General features: G+C 47.6%; 10 protein-coding genes. All 10 read right to left on the bottom strand.

Going from position 1 to position 18525, the window contains the following annotated elements; translation table 11 throughout:
* Positions 1–33: 33 nt before the first annotated feature.
* The 10 genes from BQ9856_RS22095 to BQ9856_RS22050 all read right to left on the bottom strand — a co-directional run bounded on the left by BQ9856_RS22095 (position 34) and on the right by BQ9856_RS22050 (position 18513).
* The gene (locus BQ9856_RS22095; protein ID WP_077612935.1) at positions 34–7563 is read right to left on the bottom strand and encodes an NEAT domain-containing protein; all 7530 of its coding nucleotides are present in this window, start codon (positions 7561–7563) and stop codon (positions 34–36) included.
* Positions 7564–7656: 93 nt separating this feature from the next.
* Positions 7657–8073, bottom strand: a complete 417-nt coding sequence (locus BQ9856_RS22090; RefSeq protein WP_077612934.1) for a hypothetical protein — start codon at positions 8071–8073, stop codon at positions 7657–7659.
* Between the two features lie 149 nt (positions 8074–8222).
* A complete protein-coding gene (locus tag BQ9856_RS22085) occupies positions 8223–9113 on the bottom strand; it encodes an ABC transporter ATP-binding protein (RefSeq protein WP_328587260.1) in 891 nt (296 codons plus the stop codon).
* Positions 9103–10161 carry an iron ABC transporter permease gene (locus BQ9856_RS22080; protein ID WP_077612933.1) on the bottom strand — a complete coding sequence of 353 codons (1059 nt, stop codon included), beginning with the start codon at positions 10159–10161 and terminating at the stop codon, positions 9103–9105. Before BQ9856_RS22080 ends, BQ9856_RS22085 begins: the two co-directional genes overlap by 11 nt.
* Positions 10158–11066 (bottom strand): heme ABC transporter substrate-binding protein IsdE, encoded by a 909-nt coding sequence (gene isdE, locus BQ9856_RS22075; protein WP_077612932.1) that lies wholly within the window; start codon positions 11064–11066, stop codon positions 10158–10160. Before isdE ends, BQ9856_RS22080 begins: the two co-directional genes overlap by 4 nt.
* On the bottom strand, positions 11063–12205 hold the full coding sequence (locus BQ9856_RS22070) for a heme-binding Shp domain-containing protein (protein WP_077612931.1): 1143 nt from the start codon (positions 12203–12205) through the stop codon (positions 11063–11065). Before BQ9856_RS22070 ends, isdE begins: the two co-directional genes overlap by 4 nt.
* Before the next feature lie 14 nt (positions 12206–12219).
* Complete coding sequence (srtB, locus tag BQ9856_RS22065) at positions 12220–13026, bottom strand: class B sortase (protein WP_235839282.1); 807 nt, start codon at positions 13024–13026, stop codon at positions 12220–12222.
* Positions 13027–13387: 361 nt separating this feature from the next.
* The gene (locus BQ9856_RS22060) at positions 13388–14239 is read right to left on the bottom strand and encodes a hypothetical protein (protein WP_077612930.1); all 852 of its coding nucleotides are present in this window, start codon (positions 14237–14239) and stop codon (positions 13388–13390) included.
* Between the two features lie 128 nt (positions 14240–14367).
* Positions 14368–16245 (bottom strand): hypothetical protein, encoded by a 1878-nt coding sequence (locus tag BQ9856_RS22055; protein ID WP_077612929.1) that lies wholly within the window; start codon positions 16243–16245, stop codon positions 14368–14370.
* On the bottom strand, positions 16246–18513 hold the full coding sequence (locus BQ9856_RS22050; protein ID WP_077612928.1) for a glycosyltransferase family 2 protein: 2268 nt from the start codon (positions 18511–18513) through the stop codon (positions 16246–16248).
* Positions 18514–18525: the final 12 nt, after the last annotated feature.

Genomic DNA, 18525 nt, shown 5'->3' with positions numbered 1-18525 from the left:
ACGGCGGGAGAACCTCCCTGCCGCCCGTTTATATTATTTCCTTTTTTCCGGATCCTTTCCGGTAAATGCCATCCCAAAGCCCAGAAGCAAAGCCAGGGTTCCCACACCCATCAGTTCTTTAACAGGAGTCCTGTCTCCGGTGTAGGGGATCACACGTCCGGCTGCCATCTGTTCCGAAGATTTACCGGTGCCTCCCTGCACAGTTTCCGTATCTCTTCCGGTCTTTGGACCTGCCCCGGAGCCTGTTTTGCCTGTAGATCCTGCCTTTGATAAGGTTATTGTTTTTTTGTTTTCCAAGCTATCGGCGGTCTTTGCCAAAGCGTGGGCCTGATTGCTTTCCGCCAGTGCGTACAGGCTGAAATGGTTTACGTTTGCTTCAAAATAGCTTCCGTTCAGCCTGCCGCTTATTTCCTCTCTTTCTCCGTCATCATTGATCCGGTACAGGACCAGCCTGCCGGTATCATATCCGGCAGGAACCGGAATGCGGAGGGTCACGGATTCCCTGGGCTGTACATACTCCGTGCCTGATTTCAGCTTGATGTCGTAAAGAACGAACCGGCCGGCAGTACTGCTTAACGCATTGATGGCCTTGTCATAGTCTGCGCCGCTGTCTTTTTTGCTCACTTCCACAGTGACCCCTGGACCGCCTGCGTTTCCCTTGACCCGGATTCCGGTCTCAGAGCTGATAAGCTCTGCCGAACCGCTGCCGGAGCTGATAGTTGTGGTATCATCATCATCGTCGTCAACGTCCCCGGTCAGCTCATCCCAGTCATCCTCATCCACTTCCTTTAAGGAGCTCCAGTCCACCTTGAGCCTTGCCTTTACCGGGTCGTCTCCCATAACATCTACCTGCGGGTCCACCTTGCACTTATAATACTGGGAGCTGTCATTCGGCAGATTAAATTCAAAAATCCATTTGCTGTTTTCCGTAGATACCAGGTCTGCCGTTTCATAATCCCCGCCGTCGTAAATCCAGAAATCATGGAGATGTGCGGTGATACCGCTGACCGTCATCTTTTTGGTTACAAGGCGCATGGTCACATCGCCGTCTTCAATCTGGACATATGCCTTTTTTTCCACAGCACTGTCTCCCATGGATGCTTTGTTCATGGTTGCGTGCCAGAGACGTACATTTACCTTATAGCAGCCGTCATCCTCATCGCTCTTGCCGGAACCTCCGCTGCTGCCGCTGTCGGAATCCGTGACCAGATTATTGACGGCTGTCTGCAGGATTCCGGCCGCTGCCAATCTTTCGGCTGCAGATGCCGTGCTGCTTGCATAGACTTCTCTTGCGCTGGAAAGTGCCACGGCCAGTGTCTGATAAGAGGATGCCGTATAACCGTTGGAGCCGTAGCTGCCGGCCATCTGGATCCACGAAAGCAGAGTCTGGTTCGCCGTCTCCAGTCCTCCGGTCTGGCCGCCGCCATCCGCTGCCGAAAGCCCGTTGATGGCACGCTTGATTGCATTAGACGCTTCCCTGACTGTTGATGCAGTTGCTGTCTGGTCCTTATATACAAAGGTACCTGCCGCAACCGCGTTTACCAGTTCATCATAAGAAGCTTCCGTATAATCCGACTTGTTGTATTTTTTTGTTTTTTCCAAAAGTTCATACAATTCTGTTTTATCCACGATCCCTTCCAGCCTGCTGACCGCAGCTTTTATGGCAGAGGTCTGGTCATCCACTTCCTTCTGGGTGGCCTTTTCCTTTCCTGCGACCATCATGGCATCATATAAAACCTCCACTAACGCCGCCTTGCTGGCTGCGGTATACTCATCGGACTTTATATACTCTTTCGCCGTGGTGATCCACTGCTCCAGTTCTGATCTTTTCACATCATCCGATGTATCCTTGACCAGCTGTCTGATGGCCATATTTACCATTTTCATATCTCTGTTTACCATTCCGGGAGTTACGTCCGTACTGCTGACCGTTTTTTCGGCTGTAATAATGGCAGCGGTCAATACCTTATAGGATGCTTCCGTATAATCACTTATTTTATACTCTGCCTCAGCTTTTTCGATCAATGTCTTTAGTTCTGCCTTCTCCCCGCTGGCAGCCGCCGGGATCAGCGCATTCATGCCTGCCCGGATCGCAGCCGCCCGATTATCTGCCATTTCCTGAGAAACTCCGGGCTGATCCAGCAGTGTCTCTCCTGCTGCCACGCTCTTAAGAACCGCATAATAGGACTTGCTTATGAATTTGGATGAGTCTTTTGTCATAGTCTCAAACTCGGTGACCGCCTTTTTCAAATCTTCGGTATCAATCTCCTTCCCGCCCGGTTCCTCTGTCTGGCTATTCTCATAATCCGTCGAGGAATTTACATATGTAAGACTATCCCAATAGAGGCGCAGACGGGCAACCTGAGTCCTTCCCACCTCTCCCATAACAGGTACATCCACCTCTACAGGCGTGTATTCCTGGTACAGGGTCACAGGGAAGCCAGCCACAGACGGATAGCTTCCAGCCGGGCCATAATCATCCGATTCCTGTGAATATTTGATGTAAGACGGAGCCTGCGTGGTGTAATCCAGGCCGTCAGAGGTTTCTTTTATGTTTTTCATAAGATAAATGCTTTTAAGATGCCCATAAAGACCGCTGTAGTTCATTCCCTGCATCTTCATATAGATGGAGGCCTTCCCATCATCGATAATGAGCGTCCCTGGTTTAATAAAGGAAGGATTTCCCATAGAGGCTGCATTTAAATCATATTTCCACAAGGCATAATTAATGGAGTAAGTTCCATCCCGGGGAAGGGTGCTGACTGCTTTGCTTGCTGCCAAAGCAGCGCTTGCCTGCTTTTTCTTATCCTGCTTTGCACTGCTTGGTGTGGATGCAGATTCACCCAAACGGAACATGGACAACGTAGAACGGGATATGGAAAGCTGGGGAGTTCCATCTTTTTCTTTCTCCTCTTCCATATCGGACTCCGTCTCCTTCTCTGTTACCGGTTCCGTACTTTCCTCTGTTTCCGCTTCCGCGCTTTCCTCTGTTTCGGCCTCCGTGCTTTCCTTTGTTTCTGCTTCCGACTCTTCCTCTGTTTCCGCTATCGGCTCTTTCCCTGTTTCCGCTTCCGGCTCTTCCTCTATGTTCCCAACAGCCTTTGTTTCGGCTTTCTGTTCCTCCTGTAATTCCTCGTTTACCGCTTTTTCTTCGATCAATTCCTCTTCCGGTAATTCAGCGTCAAATAATTCATCAAAAAACATCACATTATAAGATTCCTCAAGCTCATTATTCCGGACCAAAGCATGGCTCTCTGCGTTCATCCAGTCAATCTGTGCCTGAATCTGATCTTTCGTAAGAGCATAAGAATTGCTGCTGTCCGCCATATTTACAGATGCCATATAAGCTGCATAGCTGGTGGGCTCCATCTCATCTGCCGAATCCTGCACTTCCCCGGTCATTTTGTCCGCCAGCTCCTGCAGTGTCAACAAAATTCCGGACAGATCCTCTGTTTCATCTTTCTCCTCAAGCGCCTGGATTGCCATGGTCAGGCGGGCGATTGCATCCTGACACTCCTCTTCCGACGTACTTTCTTCTTCCTCCAGATTCCGGGCTGTCTTGAGGGCCGCTTCCAGGGCTGCCCAGCTCTCTTCCGTATAATCTTCCTGTAAATAATTCTCACAGGAAAGTATCAATTCCTTTAATTCTTCCTTTAATTCAGGAATCCTGCTTTCTTCCAGCGCGCCGTATGCATCTTCTAGAAGCTCTTTCTGCCGGTCTACCTGCTCCTGATTCATATTATGGCTGTCTGCTTCCAGTTTTTCCTTAACACGGTCAAGAACCTCCTTAAGTGCCTGCACAGATTCGGCCGTATACTTCCCCTGGTCTTCTCCTGTTGCCAGCTCTGCTTTGGAGATAATTTCATTTACATAAGTAAGATCCCCCCTGGATTCCAGAGCATCGTAAGCTTCCTGAAGGGATTTGACACAATCATCAACTTCTGTCTGGGTGGCATTCTGATCCGAATTTACCACATTGGCACCGGAACGTGCCTCCTCAAGCTTCTCATAACTGTCTGTTGTATAAGGATCCTTTGAAATGCTTTCTGTTTCAGACAGGAGTGATTCCAGCTTTGATTTATCAGCCACCGGTACTTCTGGTTCCTGTTTTTTTACCGCTCCGGCAAAATCCAGTACCAGATCAGACTTTGTATCATAATAAGGCTTTGCTGTGCTTCTCGCATACAGCGTGATCCTCTCCTCCGTATAGGGCAGAGATAAACGGAAGGCTGTGATATTTCCTGCTTCATCCTTTTCCATATCCGTAACCTCGGTCTTAGTCTCCCCTCCGTCTGTGCTGTATTTCAGAACCGTTATCCAGCTTTCCCCGTTGGCCTGCATGTTCAGCTTCACGCCCATCTGGCTTCCCGCTTCACTGACTGTCAATTCTGCCGACCGGTAATACGGACTGTCCATATGGACATTTTCCGTTCCTGTATTGTATAAGCCCATGGGAATCTCATAGGTTCCATCCTTCAGACCCGATTCCCCCGGTTCTTCTCCTGCCGGAACGAGATCCTGAATCGCTTCCTGCAGCCTGCTGGTCCGGACGCTCACCTCTTCGCCGGACGCATCTGCCTTTACCAGGATATTTCTGGCATTTGCCAGCTCCAATGCAAGGGCCTGATAGCTTTCTTCCGTATAACCACTGCTCTTATATTCGGAAGCTTCTTTGATTTTGGCTTTTAAATCCACCAGAGAAACCAGATCATGAAAGGCCCCGGCCAGTGCAGTTGTCTGTCCGGATATGATATCATAGGAAGGTTCCTCCACCGTCAGGTAGGTTTCAGCCTTCTCAATTGCCCCCTTCAATGCCTCATAGGAATTCCGGGTATAGTCCTCTTCAAGTAATTTCCGGGCCTCCAGGACCTTATTGCTCAATGCATTTATTTCTTCCTCTGTTGCTTTCTTTCTGGCTGCTCCGGAAATATCCATGGTCAGGTAACAGACATAATCAAAAGCATTTTGGGTAACGGATCTCAGTTTGATCTCAATGGGGTCTTCCGTGTACGCTCTCGTAAATGCATAGGAGACCGGAAGCCCATCCTCTCCGTTTATGATCACTCCGTCCTCTGCTTCGGCTCCCCCATTGTCATATTGAAAAGAGGTCACATAATCCTCTCCCTGTTTTACGCCCTTAAGTGTCAGGGTCATCCGGCCATCCTGGATTTTAAGCTCCATTTTTGAAGTATCGAAATACTTCTGAAAATCCGACTGCCCCGATTGCGATGAATTTTGGATCTCAAATGGCAGTTCATAGGTTCCGTCGGACAGCTTAACTCCTTCTGAATCACCGCCGACAGCCTTTAAAGCCGCCTGCAGCTTTTCCGTTTCGCTGACAATGGTTTCTTCATCCGGACTGTTATTGCTTTCCCGGGCTGCATCAATGGCTTCCTTTAAGGTGTTATAGGCTTCGCTGCCCGATTCCAGGGTCTCCAGATAACGTCCGGCCCGGTCGATCACTGCCTGTAAAACCGATTTTTCATATCCTGCCAGCCGGTTTTCCCCTGTTTTTTGGGGATTCCGGACACGAAGGGCGGCATACTGGATCCCGCTTCCGTCTCCAAGCTCTGCATCCATGGCAGGAACAGCAAATTGAAGCAAATATGTGCCGTCTTCCTGCGGGGATTCCAGCGGGAAGGTCAGACGTTTTAAGTATTGGAAATGGAATTCTTCGGCCCAGGCATCATAGTCCAGATTTCCGTCTTCCTTTGCATAGTATTCCAGGACCGTAACAGGCGTGATGTCAGTTCTGCTGCTTCCCTTACAGTAGGCCTCTCCTGTCATGTAGCCTATAATAGGGCCGACATAAACAGGCTCCATCCCGTAGTAAAGCTGATAGGTTTTCTTCCCGTCTTCTCCGGCCCTGACCTCCAATACGCCCTTGTTATCCATAATAGAACTGTTGGCCATAGACGGACGGAACCGGTAAGTGGCATGGGCAATGGTTAAGTCTACTTCATATACGCCCTCCTCCAGCTGCTCCATTTCCAAGGGGTCCAAAACATTTCCCCGGTCAAAAAATACGTAGGTCGCATTGATCTCAGAACTCTGAGTCGTGGTATACCGAAAGGTTCGGGTTTCCTTATCTATGTACTGGTTCATCTGGTTTAGTAAGCTTCTGCCGTCACTGGTAAATGCTGCGACTGCAGTTGTATCCATATGAAACCCCTCGGGAAGAGCCACCTCCAGGGTCACATTGCCGTTCAATTTCTCTACACGGGTCCCCCCGCTTTCCAGAGAACCGTCATACACCAGACAGGAGTCCTCATCCTTAGAGAACCGCCTTAAGCCATCAACGGTATATTTGATCACATTCTCCGGGGTTTCCTCTGGGGAAAGCTGTCTGAAGATAAATTCACTGTCAGCCGGAACGGCATCGCTCCTGGCTTTCAGCCTGGCTGCCCCGCTTGTTAGGATTAAATCCTCCGTCTCCTCGCCCGGGGCAGACTCCAGCTTTAAGCAGGCATACCAGCCCTTTTGGTTTGTTTCTGTTTTATCCGCATTATATGCTTCTAATTCATTTGTCATAATGCGAAGATAATAACCGTCAAGTATATCGTTGAAGTCTAATTCAATGGTCTCCCCACCCGTATCACTGTTCCAAACCGTTTCATATTCAGCCGCAACAAATTCCTGTTGAAGTGAAGTTTTCTGAGTTGATGTCAATGTATTGAAATCCACGTTTTTCTTTGTGGCAATTTCTATCGTATGTATGTCACCGGAATCTTTTATTTTAAATTCCGCCTTGATCTTTCCATCCCCTTCAACGGAAACCGGAACAGTCTTTTCAAATAAATCACTTAATTTCTCATACATGGCAACGCTCTGTTCCGTATATTTCCGGGAATAGTCTGTGCTCTTTACTTCCCCATAATTATACCAGCCATATCCCAAACGATAGCTTCCTTCGTTATAAGTCAGGGGGATTTCCTTTTTTTCCTCCACAAATCTTACACATTGGGTCCCGATCGAGTTCGCCTTCCCAGGCGTATAACAATTTTTCACATAGACCCCGTCTGATAAACGGTCCATTGTAAAAACCATTTTTCCAATATCCATGTTTTTATCAACTAAAGCAAATGTTATATCTTTTCTATAATACGGATCCATTTCCGGATCTATTTTCCCTGTATTTTTCAGTGTTTCAACATATTCCGGATTCCGGTATTCCTCCGGTGCATTAAAAGTTCCCATGGGAACACGGTCAGGACTCTTATATAATTCCTTCAGTTCTGGCAGTCTGGAATTATCCATGATCTGAAGCATATCTTCAAAACTGGATCCATGGTAAAAAACGGTAACCTCATATTTCCCGTCTTCTGTCTTTTTTACAAGCGCATTATCCTGCATCTGGACCCGCATATTGGAAGCCACTCCCTTTAATACAGTTGAATCCCACTCATTGGATTGGTAGAATTCTATGGGAACGATATAGGTTACGCCTGTCTCATAATCCGCCCAGGCCCTGATGACCCATGTGTTAAAGAGCGCCAAAGACAGACAAAAAAACAGAAATATGACCGATTTTATTTTCCCCTTCATCAGGCACTTGCTTTTCATTTTCTCCTCCTCTGCTATAATAAGATACAGCCATCCTCAGCACACATATATCGGAAGGCTGTATCTTAAAATCACCTGACTTTTGTCACAGCATTACTGTTCTACATCCAGATAGATATCTGAAAGATCCACCGGATGACCGTCATTGGTTATTGTAACTGATGCATTTATTAAGCCTTTGGCGTTGATCAAATCGTTATCTACACCATAAAATGCAATCGAACTGCCATCGGAATACACGGTTTGTCCATCAATCGTAATGGACTGGATCTCTCCGACCACTCCGCTGTGCTCAATTTCCTGCACATAAATGACGATATCTGTAGTTCCTGCTTCGTCGCCATCCGCTGTTTCTATTCCCGTTACCGTAGTCTGTGCATGGGCCGGGGCCTTCTGTGTCTGTCCGGCATCAAAATAGAAATAAGTTCCCGAATAATTTGACGCAAATGCGGACATCGCCATCATTGCGGACATTGCCATAGCAGCAGCCATTGTTGCAATTTTTTTCATAAAAGATTCTCCTTTCAAAATGAGGTATTTTGTTGTTTCAGGACTTTTAAATCCCATCTACCTTAATCCGCATATTGTGTGCGATACAACAGAATTAAGAGTCTTGCTTTTTTGCAGCATGCCCCTTTCCCCTCAAGAAAGGGGCATGACTAAACGGTCAGCACGTACCTTCTCCCCTCTGTCTCCGCCACTGGAAGCCGGATGCCGTAAAGCTTATAAAGCACCTCCGCATCCACCACCTCTTTCGGATCGCCTTCCGTTACAATTTCGCCATCCTTCATACCGATGAACACATCTCCGTATTCCATGGCCTGGTTGATATCATGGAGTACCATGACAATGGTGATCCCGTATTCCCGGTTCAAACGCCTCACCAGCTTCAGTATCTCGATCTGATACCGGATATCCAGATAGGTGGTCGGCTCATCCAAAAACAGCACATCCGTCATCTGTGCAAGGCTCATGGCGATCCATACCCTCTGCCGCTGTCCCCCGGACAGCTCCGACACGTATTTATTCCGGATCGGATCAACGTGAGTCACTTCCATGGCCCATTCCACCGCTTTCTTATCTTCCATATCCCCTGCCGTCTGAAAGGGTGCCAGATAGGGGGTCCTGCCATAGCCGATCAGTGTTTCTACCGTGAGGTCCGGCGGAGCAGTATTGTTCTGATGGACGATCGCCACATTCCGGGCAAATTCCTTCCGATTCATATCATCGGCATTCCTGCCCCTTAAGAGGACGGTTCCTTCATCCGGATACAGGTTCCTTGTCATCAGATTGAACAGGGTGCTTTTTCCGCAGCCGTTTGCTCCCATGAGCACCGTTATCTTTCCCTTTTGTATTCCCAGATTGAAATTTTCCAGCACATTGGCGGTTCCGTCATAAGAAAAGGTAAGTCCTTCCGTCTTCATGACCGCCTCCGGCATTCTGTTTCCATTCCCGGCATCCTCATGCCTTTCTTGCCTCACTGTCCGTACCAGCTCAAGGCCCCTTACATTCTTCATGCGGGGAGTACGGCGGTTATTCTCATACGCCATAAGTCTTTTCACTCCTTCGAAGCAGGATGATCAGCATCGGTCCGCCTACAATGGACAGCAGGATGGAAGCTGAAATTTCATAAGGGGCCGCTATGGTCCGCCCCAGGGTATCCGCTAAGAGCATCAAAAAAGCTCCTCCGATCATGGAAAATGGGATCAGCGCCTTATGGCCGGAACCGATCAGTATCCGGGCAATATGAGGTACGATCAGGCCGATAAAGGATACTACCCCCACCTCTGCAGTTGATATGGAGGCAAGGACCACTGCAATTAGGGATACCCCGATCCTGACCGCAGTCACATTTACTCCCAGTCCCCTTGCGGTCCGGTCACTTAGGGAGAGCAGATCGCATTGATAAAATACCAGCCAGGCCAGCACAAGCCCCAGCACCGCATAGCCGGTAATGATAAACACATCATCCCAGGTCTTCTGTGCGATATTGGCATTGGCAATGGAAGCCACTCCGCTTAAATTCCCTCCGGTCATGGAGTTGAACGCCTGGGTAAGTCCCGTAAACACCGCGTTTACCGCCACCCCCACCAGAACCACCCTCAAAGGATTCAGCCCGTTCTGAAAGGCCAGCAGGTATACCATGACACACGCCAGGATTCCGCCTGCAAACGCCAGAAAGGGGGTAAGAAAATACAGCTCCGGAAACATTCCCGCGATCAGTACCGATACAAAACCGGCTCCGGAACTGACACCGATGATCCCGGGGTCTGCGATCGGATTCTTCATACAGGCCTGGAACAGCACTCCGGATACGGATAATGCCGCTCCGCCCAGAGAGGCAATCAAAATGCGGGGAAATCTCAAATCCCACACGGTGGCCACCTGCGCGTCATATTCCACAAACAAGCCCCGCAGCAGCTGGCTTACGGATAGTTCAATGCTTCCAGTGTTGACGGATATGTAAAACGTGATCAGAAAAAGCAGGATCACCGCAAGAAATGACATCCCGGCATGTTTTTTCCAGATCTCCCTGCTTCCGTTTCCTTCTTTTCCTGCCGGCTCTGCCGGATTTGCCTGCACATTCATCTCTGTCATTCCTCATCCTCCCCGTAAAGCATCGGCTGCAGTGTATCAAGGGCAGAAGGAAAATTGAACCTGGCACTCATGCCGAATTGATCATAGGGCAGGTCATATACCCTCTCATTCTCCACCGCTCTGAAATGCTTCCATATATCGTTGGTTTCAAACTCCTCACGGAACATGGAAACCACATCCTCCGGCAATGCATGGGCAGCCCTTAAGATAATATCCGGATCCCTGTCCTGCATATCCTCCGTATTGGCAGTGATAAAGTCTTTCTCCTCATCCTCGTACACATTGACCCCGCCTGCCAGCCTCACCAGGCTTCCTACATAGCTCTGTCCGGTTGCCACCACGTAGGAACCGGGCAGTCCCATAAGAACCAGTACAGTGGGCCCTTCCCTGTCTTCCGTTCCCTTGCTGTATTCATAATAAAATGCCGCGAACTCATCGGTCAGCGCATCTGCTTCCTTTTGCTTTCCAAACAGCTCTCCCAGCTGTTCCACGCTTTTATACAGCCCTTCCACGCTTTCCAGATTTAAAAATATCCCGGAAAGTCCGGCCGCTTCCAGCTTTGGTTCCATATCCGTCTGGAGGGAAGCCGGGCCTATGACATAATCGGGATTTAAGGTTTTGATGATCTCCATATCAGGTCCCATGGCTGTCCCCACTCTGACTGCATCTTCATATCTGGCCGGGATCACGGACAGCGTGGATGTTGGCACTCCCACCAGATCCATATCCAGTCTCGCCATGATATCCACCACTGCAGGAGAGGTTGCTACGACCCGAACCGGTCCGCCATCCGCCGCCTTCATACCAGTTATGCCCGCTTTACTCCGGACCCCGCATCCGGTAACTGCCAGGATGAGAAAAGCGGACAATATTCCCCATGTGACTCGTTTCAAATGTTTTCTCATGCTCTGCCTCCGCGCTCACTTTTTCCCACATTTTCCGGATACCGCCCCAGAGAAGCCTTTTTTCCTCCATCTCTTCTAAGAGCAGAGACTGCATACTGCAGAAGCAGGAGAAACGCTGCAGCAAGCAATGCGATCATAACCGTCCTGTTTCCATTGCTTCCTTCATCCTTTGTTCCCATAGAAGATGCGGATGTCCCGATATCACGCTTATAGGTACTTCCTGTAATACCGGTTGCTTTCTCAAGCATGGGGTCAACCAGTTTCCTGGCCTCCTTTACCGGAACCGCCGATAAGTCATATCTGGTATCCAGGCTGAAATCCTCCCCCTGACCGTCCGGCTCCTGTTCTGCCGGCAAGGATGATACGCCGGACGAAGTTTGGCCGGACGGTTTCTCGGGGATACCTGTTACCGGGTCATCTCTACGTCCGCTTCCGTTGCCGCCGGAAGCCTCTGCCTCCCGGCTTTCCCCTCCTTCTTCAGCTGCCGCCTCTGCATACGAAGCTTCATCCGGTTCTGCCGTTCCTCCCTGTGTCTCTGCCCCTTGTGTTTCAGGAGCCGCAGGATCCCATGTCCGGGATGCGCTTACTTTAAAATCCCCACTCCCCTGTACAGGATCGGAAAAGGTAAAGAAATAAACCACATCACGTCCCATTGCGTCAATGTACGCCTTTCCCCGGAATACGGAGTCCATGCTGTTTATGGGAATACGGTAATCTGTATAGCCGTATTTTTCCTCTAAATCCGATGCTCCTTCCACTGCTGCCCTGGTCTGCATTTCTTCATGGGGCAGAGCTGTAAACGAGCCCTGCATATCTTCCTCAAAGCTGACGTTTTTAATAAACTGGGACAGGTAATAACGGACCGTTAAGTGCATCCGCCCGGAATCATCCACCTCCAGCAGACCGGTGGAACCGCACATCCGCTCCGTCATCCCCTGGCCAATGGCCTCATTGTTTCCAGGATCATCTATGGCTCCGGTTGCCGGATTTCTATAACTGGGCTTTACTGTAACCAGATAAGTTCCTGTCTCCAATGCCATGGCAGTCATGGCCTGTCCGGCTGCCATCACAATCCCCAGCGCAACTGCCATAACTGCCGCAGGCAGCCTGTTTCCCGCCTTCCCGGCTTTTTTCTTCAAACCAAACAATCTCCTCACCTTTCCTGAACCCTCCGCGCCATCACTACCATTCTCCCGTTTTCTTCGCTATAATCACAGGTGGAAAGAGTCAGGAAGTCATCGCCATATTCCATATCCACCTCTGTTTCATAAAGCGCATTGGCCTTCATCCGTTCTATCGCCTTATATGCCTCTGTTTCGGAAGGCCGGGTAAATTCGTAAGGAAGCTGTTCAAAATCATTGGTCCTTACCACTGCCGCTACTTCATAAATGCGGGTCTCATAAAGCGTATCAAGCTGAATTGTCCTGTGCTTTTCCCAATAAGATTCCTTTTGATATTTAAGAAGATCGGCAAACATGGAACCGTTTTTCATGTTATGTCCATAAATGATTAAGTTCCCTCCGCTTTCATTGATGTTAGAAGCTCCGTCAAGGAAAAGCAGCCCATTCCTGCTTTCTTCTTTGTCAAACCCTCTCTGGCTGTAATATTCCGGATTCTCAGGAGTCCACATCACCGGATAATCTATCTTTGTGCCGTCAATGGTCAGCCAGCCGACCAGATCCGGATTCTGAAGAAACAGATCCTTATAGCCGCCAAGGACCTTCCTGTCTGACATGATAATGGCTTCGCTGTCATCCCCCGCCATATTCATTGCACTGATTTTCATATCCCTCAGACGGCTTATGTCTTCCTCCGCCTTTTTGCCCTGCATGTAATAGGAACCAAGCAATACGGTGCATACAGCGGCCACTCCGATGCAGATCCGTTTAACGGTACGCTTGTATTTCCCCCTGTTCCAATCTTTTATAAGTTTTCGAAGCTTTTGCTGATCCAGCATCATATCCTTTCCATTTCCCTCCTTTAAAGCTCCAGATATAATGGTTAGTTATAACTAACCCATTTCTTTATATATAACCACCGGATCAACTTTCATGGTGGTCTTTTATCGTTAAAATCTATTAACATTCTATGTAAATTGGTTAGACTTAACTTATCTGCATTATAATCATACTTAAAATCAATTGTCAAGCGCTCTGTTTTTTTAACATTGTGTGCATACTATCGTACGATTTCCGATTAATTGATCAATAACTCTCATTTGTTTTTCCATATTTTGGGCAAATGCCTTTTAATTCCAACATTTTCCTTCCCAAAAGCATTGTGTGCATACTGTCATACGACTTTGTCATTATCGGGAAATCTTATCGGTTTGAGCCCCCGGCAATCTGGTTAAACTGAACCCGAAGAAGAGCCGTACGCTTTGGCATATGGCAGATTCCGGCGGTACAGGTTACTAAGACCTGCAGCTGTCCCCACAAATCCAGTTCATTGTCTGAGCAATACCACTGAATATGGCGGCTGGGAATCCGAACTGTCTCGCCGTCGATCTGTGCCTTTTCCTTCTCCCCATTCACCACATAATCCATGGATTTCAGCTTTCCGCTTACCAGATCGGTTCCTTTATAGGATAGGCGGACGACCCTGATCCGCTTTAGCTCCACATAGCTGTCTTCCTCTGAAATAATCAGACGGGCCGGCTTCTCAAAGGCTTCATCCGCCATGGAATGCTCCCTGCCCGGAGTATCCGCTCCATCCTTAAAAAAGCTTACTCCCACCTCATATACGCCGGTTGGAATGTGCTCAGACAAATCAATATTCTTTAGTATCCTTTCCCTGGCTTCAGAAGCCGCCTTTTTGCAGATGCTGCAGATCAGGCAATTCTTTAGCAGCATATCGATAACCGGATCTTCTGTATCTGCAAGCCATGCATGAGCCGTAGACTTTGCCATGGAGGGCTCGATCTCATGCAGGCAGAGCCAGTTGACCAGTGACTGATGCCGAGGTACATACCAGGCCATATAACGCCTTCCCTCTTCTGTCAGCTTATATTCCTCTGTTAAGTATCCCCTGCCAACCAAAACGTTCATGGTCCTCTGGACCGTAGACTTGGCAACACCGTGCATCAGGGCAAGATGATAAAAAGACCGTTTCTTCCCTTCCTCCTGTATCCATGACATCAGATACTGCATCTGTACTTTTGTTAATCGTTCCATTCCAGCCGCACCTCCCGTAGTAATTTAAAAAAGGCATACTGTTTTGTTTCTGCCATATAATGGATATGGTCTTTGATTTCCATGTACTCATACAGGCAGTATAACATAGAAATTTACTTTTTGCGACCTTAACCCACGGGTGCATCCGGCTCAACGGCCAGCTCCCCGCCGGAATGAATGATTTTATAAATCCCTTCCTGCCCGGAAACGCCAAAATACTTTTTCATCAGATATTTTGCCTCTGCATCGCTTTCAACTATAACAAGGTAATCATAACTGATTAACAGATGAATCAGGTTATCCTCATAAAAAGCACAAATGCCGTCTACGTTCGGCGCATAAAGCATATATTTTCCAATGTACTGCAGATAATAATCCGTTACCTGGCCGTCAGCATCCGATGCGTAAAATAAGTACCTTGCTTCATCCACCCTGCCTCCGGAATACCACCGGTCCCCTGTAACCTTGAATACCTTGTAAGGCAGGGTCGTTTTATAGGAACGCTGAATGGTTTTCATACCGTTGTATTCTGACATCAGCAGAGTTACGGCCAGAGCAGTAAAAAGAATGATACCTTTTTGATATCTGCCTTTACTCTCTGCGGTCTTAAAAGCCCGATAAGAAGGAACCTCACCGGTCTTATAATAAAACGAGTTTTCAATATCCACCGTTGCACACAGGATGAGCCCTCCGGCAAACAAGACGACAATGCTGGACGCATAACGTTCAAATCCCGCTAACCGTGTAGCCTCATCAAGCGGCATGGAGAAAATATAAAGCCCAAGTATCCCAACATAGTAACCGATCAGGACGGTGTCCAAAGCGGCCAGAGCTTTCCATAAATTCCAGTTTTTCTTAAGCAGGACGGCCGCAAGAATGCCGGCTGTTATTGCAGCAATATGAAAGCCTGCCACTCCCATGGCAGGACGGCTGGTGATATCGAATACCGTTTTGACAAACAACGAGATGATCTGTCCTATCTCTTCCGGGCTTTTCCCGCCGTAAATGTTCCGGATGCTATCCGCTGAAATTTCAAACTTATTTTCTACTCCCTTAAATTCGGCCGCCACATGCAGCCCCCATAACAGGCAGGGAATAAAAGCAGCACCGATCGAGAGGAGGATTCCCAGTCCGTTTTTCCATAAGGGCTTATCTCTGTTCCTTAACCAGACATAAACCAGATAAATCAGCCCGATTCCCGCAAATATTGTTCCGGTATTTTTTATTATCATTAAAAATCCCGCTACCGGTATGATACTGATACAGGCCTTTTTTATCTCCCTTTGATATTTGTATATCATCACAAATAATACAAGGGTATATATGGGGAGCAGAAAGTCAACCAGCAGGTTGCTGATCCTTATGGTAATGTTAAATATGGACAGAACGGAACAGCCCGCAGCCAAAAAAGCATACAGCAGAAACCGTTTCTTTTCCGTAATTACGCCGAACATGGCATAAAAACAGGCAAAGATAAGAAATCCCTGGGCTGCCAGCATGACTGCCTGGGAATTTCCGGCAAAACGGCAGATAAAATAGATAAACGAGGAAGAACCCAGGGGATAATTTTTAAAATCAATCAGAGCAGAAGCCGCATCCGGAAACGCATTGGTACTGAGCATGTACTTGACAACAATGGCCCAATGGGAAAAATTATCATAATGTATCAGCCTGCTGACCAGGAGCTGGTGAAAAAAGAACAGGCTTCCGGTCCCGAATGCTGCTAAAAACAGGGAAATACGGAAATTTAAATACGCTCTCCGCCTGATCAAAGCAGCCAGATATAACACGAACAGTACGATACCCGCAGCAAACACGGCCACTGCCCCCGGTAACAGATACCCCGCCAGTCCGCAAAAGTACATTGCGCATCCAATGGAGGAACAGACAAAAACAGGAATGAATTCTGTCTGAAGCTTTAGCCTTGCCTTTGTAAACATCATATAGCCGGATATGGAGCACAGAAGCAGCACCGCCGTGATAACCTGGATTATAACGCTCATCATTTAACCCTCATCTTCATTTGCATTTGTTATATCAACCAAAATCTGATTGATTTGATTCCTTTTAATAAGGTCATTTAAATTCACAATTGACAGAAGCTCTTCCGATGAATGCCGTATGTACGTTCCCGTGCGTTTCAGGATTAACGGAATGCCGCTTTCCGTCGTATAAATGAACTTGTCATCCTGGCTTCCGTTTGTATCAAAATCAGAAACGGAAAAAAAACGGTAATTAAAATCAATCAGCCTGCAGGCAGCTCCGTTTGCAAATACAACCTGTTTGCCCAGCCGGATTCTCGGCATTTTTCTCCTGTCTGGAAATGGCCGCCTTAAGCGTTTTACTATATTTCTGAGCATATCGTCATAAGCGGTGATCCAGAGATCCATCTTCTTCGGCAGGGAATGCGTCCTGTCGTATATGACCTGCATATACTGGCGTCTGTTTTCATCATCTGCCGCCTGAACGGCTGCGGAATAACGCCAGCCCCCGCTCTGCTCTTTCACATAGACGATCCTGCCGAAAAGACTGGCTTTATAACAGGGTGTAGTGATCTCAAACTGTATGTTATTGCTGTCCGGAAGATAGACCGGTTTCCCGGACCAAAAGGCTAATCCATTCTCGGAAACATCTAAGGTCTTTGCTTCATAACTTAATTTCTTATACCGGATCCTGATGTCTTCCTCCGCCCTGATCCGCTCGTTGCTTCTGTATGTACGCCTTCCCAGCATGAAGAATATGGCATAGAACAATGCAACCATATTATAAGTGATCCAGAATATGATAATGCTGCTGTAAAACAATGCCCATCCGTATTTCCCGTTCACAAAACGTACCATAGCCGCAATGGACAGTGCCAGTAACACGGCATGAGGGATGGCAAAACCGAAACCAATACCGCCCGTTTCTTTCTTTTTATCCGTGACCTTAAATGTTCTCTGGTGTATATGAAAAGTCTCAAGGAGCACCGGGATGATCAAATATGGCATAAATATGGTGTCGATGATCTGACTCCATCTCTGGTTCCGGATATTGCCGGATAAAAAACGCATGGATATGCTGTAAAAAAAGTATGCCGGAAGCCAGAACACCACCACATCCCAGAAATGGCTGTTAACGATCTGAAAATCAAACAGCGCAAACAGGATCGGAGAAAGAATGAAGATCAGCCTGTTAAAAAAGGACCACCAGTACAAAAAACTGTTTAAGTATGTAATCCTTGCAAGCAGAGGAAGCTTTGGAGTATAAACCGCATGGGTATTCTGAAGACTCTGTATTACGCCCCGTGCCCAGCGCACTCTCTGTTTAAGCATGCTCTTTATGGTAGTTGTGGCAAGCCCGGCCGCCTGTATCTCATCCGTTGCATAGGTGATGTATCCGGCTTTTTGTATCCGGATGCTTGTCTCAAAATCCTCTGTAATGGTTTTTAACGGAAAACCACCTATTTTCTCCATGGCTTCCCTTGCAATAACCGTATTGCTGCCGGTATATGCAACTGCATTGGAGGCATTTCTCATGGTATTGACTTCTTTGGAAAAGAAATCCTGTTCATTCGGGATGTTTCCCTCTGCATACAGATTGAACTGGAACAGATCCGGATTATAAAAGCTTTGAGGCGTCTGAATCAATCCGATCTTTAACTTCTTATCAAGCTCTTCTTCCTTTCTTAACCTCCATTCCCCGTTTTCTTTCACGAACCTTGGAAGCAGAAAATAAGGAACCGTTTTCATGAGAAACGTATGCTGGGGGATCATGTCCGCATCAAAGGTCGCAATGAGCGGTGAAGATGTCCTGCTTAAAGCATTATTTAAATTACCTGATTTTGCATTCTTATTGTCTGCAAGCCCAAGATACCCGACTCCGAACTGCCTGGCCAATCCTGCGATCTCTTCCCGGTTGCCGTCATCGCAGATATAGATATGTACCTTTCTTTTGTCCGGATAGGTCATGAACGTACATGCATTTACTGTTTTATACAGGATGTCTGCCGGTTCGTTATGGGTCGCTATGAAAACATCCACATCAGGATAGCATTCATCCGGTATTTCCGGGCATTCAAGATGAAATTTATTCATCCGCATCTTTTGATAGAAAAGCTCAAAGGTAGTAAATACCGTAACTGTTTCGGCAACGATCAGCAATATGCCAAATACAAGATTCAGTACACCTTGATGAAAAGGCAGGGTAAATACCACACGCCAGCCCAGATACATTGTCATCAGTGCCATGGCAATGATAAAAACCACATTTCGTTTTTTCTCTTCGTTATTCATGAAACCAGCCCT

The organism is Clostridium sp. Marseille-P2415 (assembly GCF_900155545.1).
In the GTDB taxonomy this organism is placed as follows: Bacteria; Bacillota; Clostridia; order Lachnospirales; family Lachnospiraceae; genus Lacrimispora.
This window is presented reverse-complemented; position numbering and strand designations above follow the sequence as displayed.

Bases quoted from the DNA above. Each gene is read 5' to 3' on its own strand.
- BQ9856_RS22095 (WP_077612935.1), bottom strand. From the start codon at position 7,563: ATGAAAAGCAAGTGCCTGATGAAGGGGAAAATAAAATCGGTCATATTT.
- BQ9856_RS22090 (WP_077612934.1), bottom strand. From the start codon at position 8,073: ATGAAAAAAATTGCAACAATGGCTGCTGCTATGGCAATGTCCGCAATG.
- BQ9856_RS22085 (WP_328587260.1), bottom strand. From the start codon at position 9,113: ATGGCGTATGAGAATAACCGCCGTACTCCCCGCATGAAGAATGTAAGG.
- BQ9856_RS22080 (WP_077612933.1), bottom strand. From the start codon at position 10,161: ATGACAGAGATGAATGTGCAGGCAAATCCGGCAGAGCCGGCAGGAAAA.
- isdE (WP_077612932.1), bottom strand. From the start codon at position 11,066: ATGAGAAAACATTTGAAACGAGTCACATGGGGAATATTGTCCGCTTTT.
- srtB (WP_235839282.1), bottom strand. From the start codon at position 13,026: ATGATGCTGGATCAGCAAAAGCTTCGAAAACTTATAAAAGATTGGAAC.
- BQ9856_RS22060 (WP_077612930.1), bottom strand. From the start codon at position 14,239: ATGGAACGATTAACAAAAGTACAGATGCAGTATCTGATGTCATGGATA.
- BQ9856_RS22055 (WP_077612929.1), bottom strand. From the start codon at position 16,245: ATGATGAGCGTTATAATCCAGGTTATCACGGCGGTGCTGCTTCTGTGC.
- BQ9856_RS22050 (WP_077612928.1), bottom strand. From the start codon at position 18,513: ATGAATAACGAAGAGAAAAAACGAAATGTGGTTTTTATCATTGCCATG.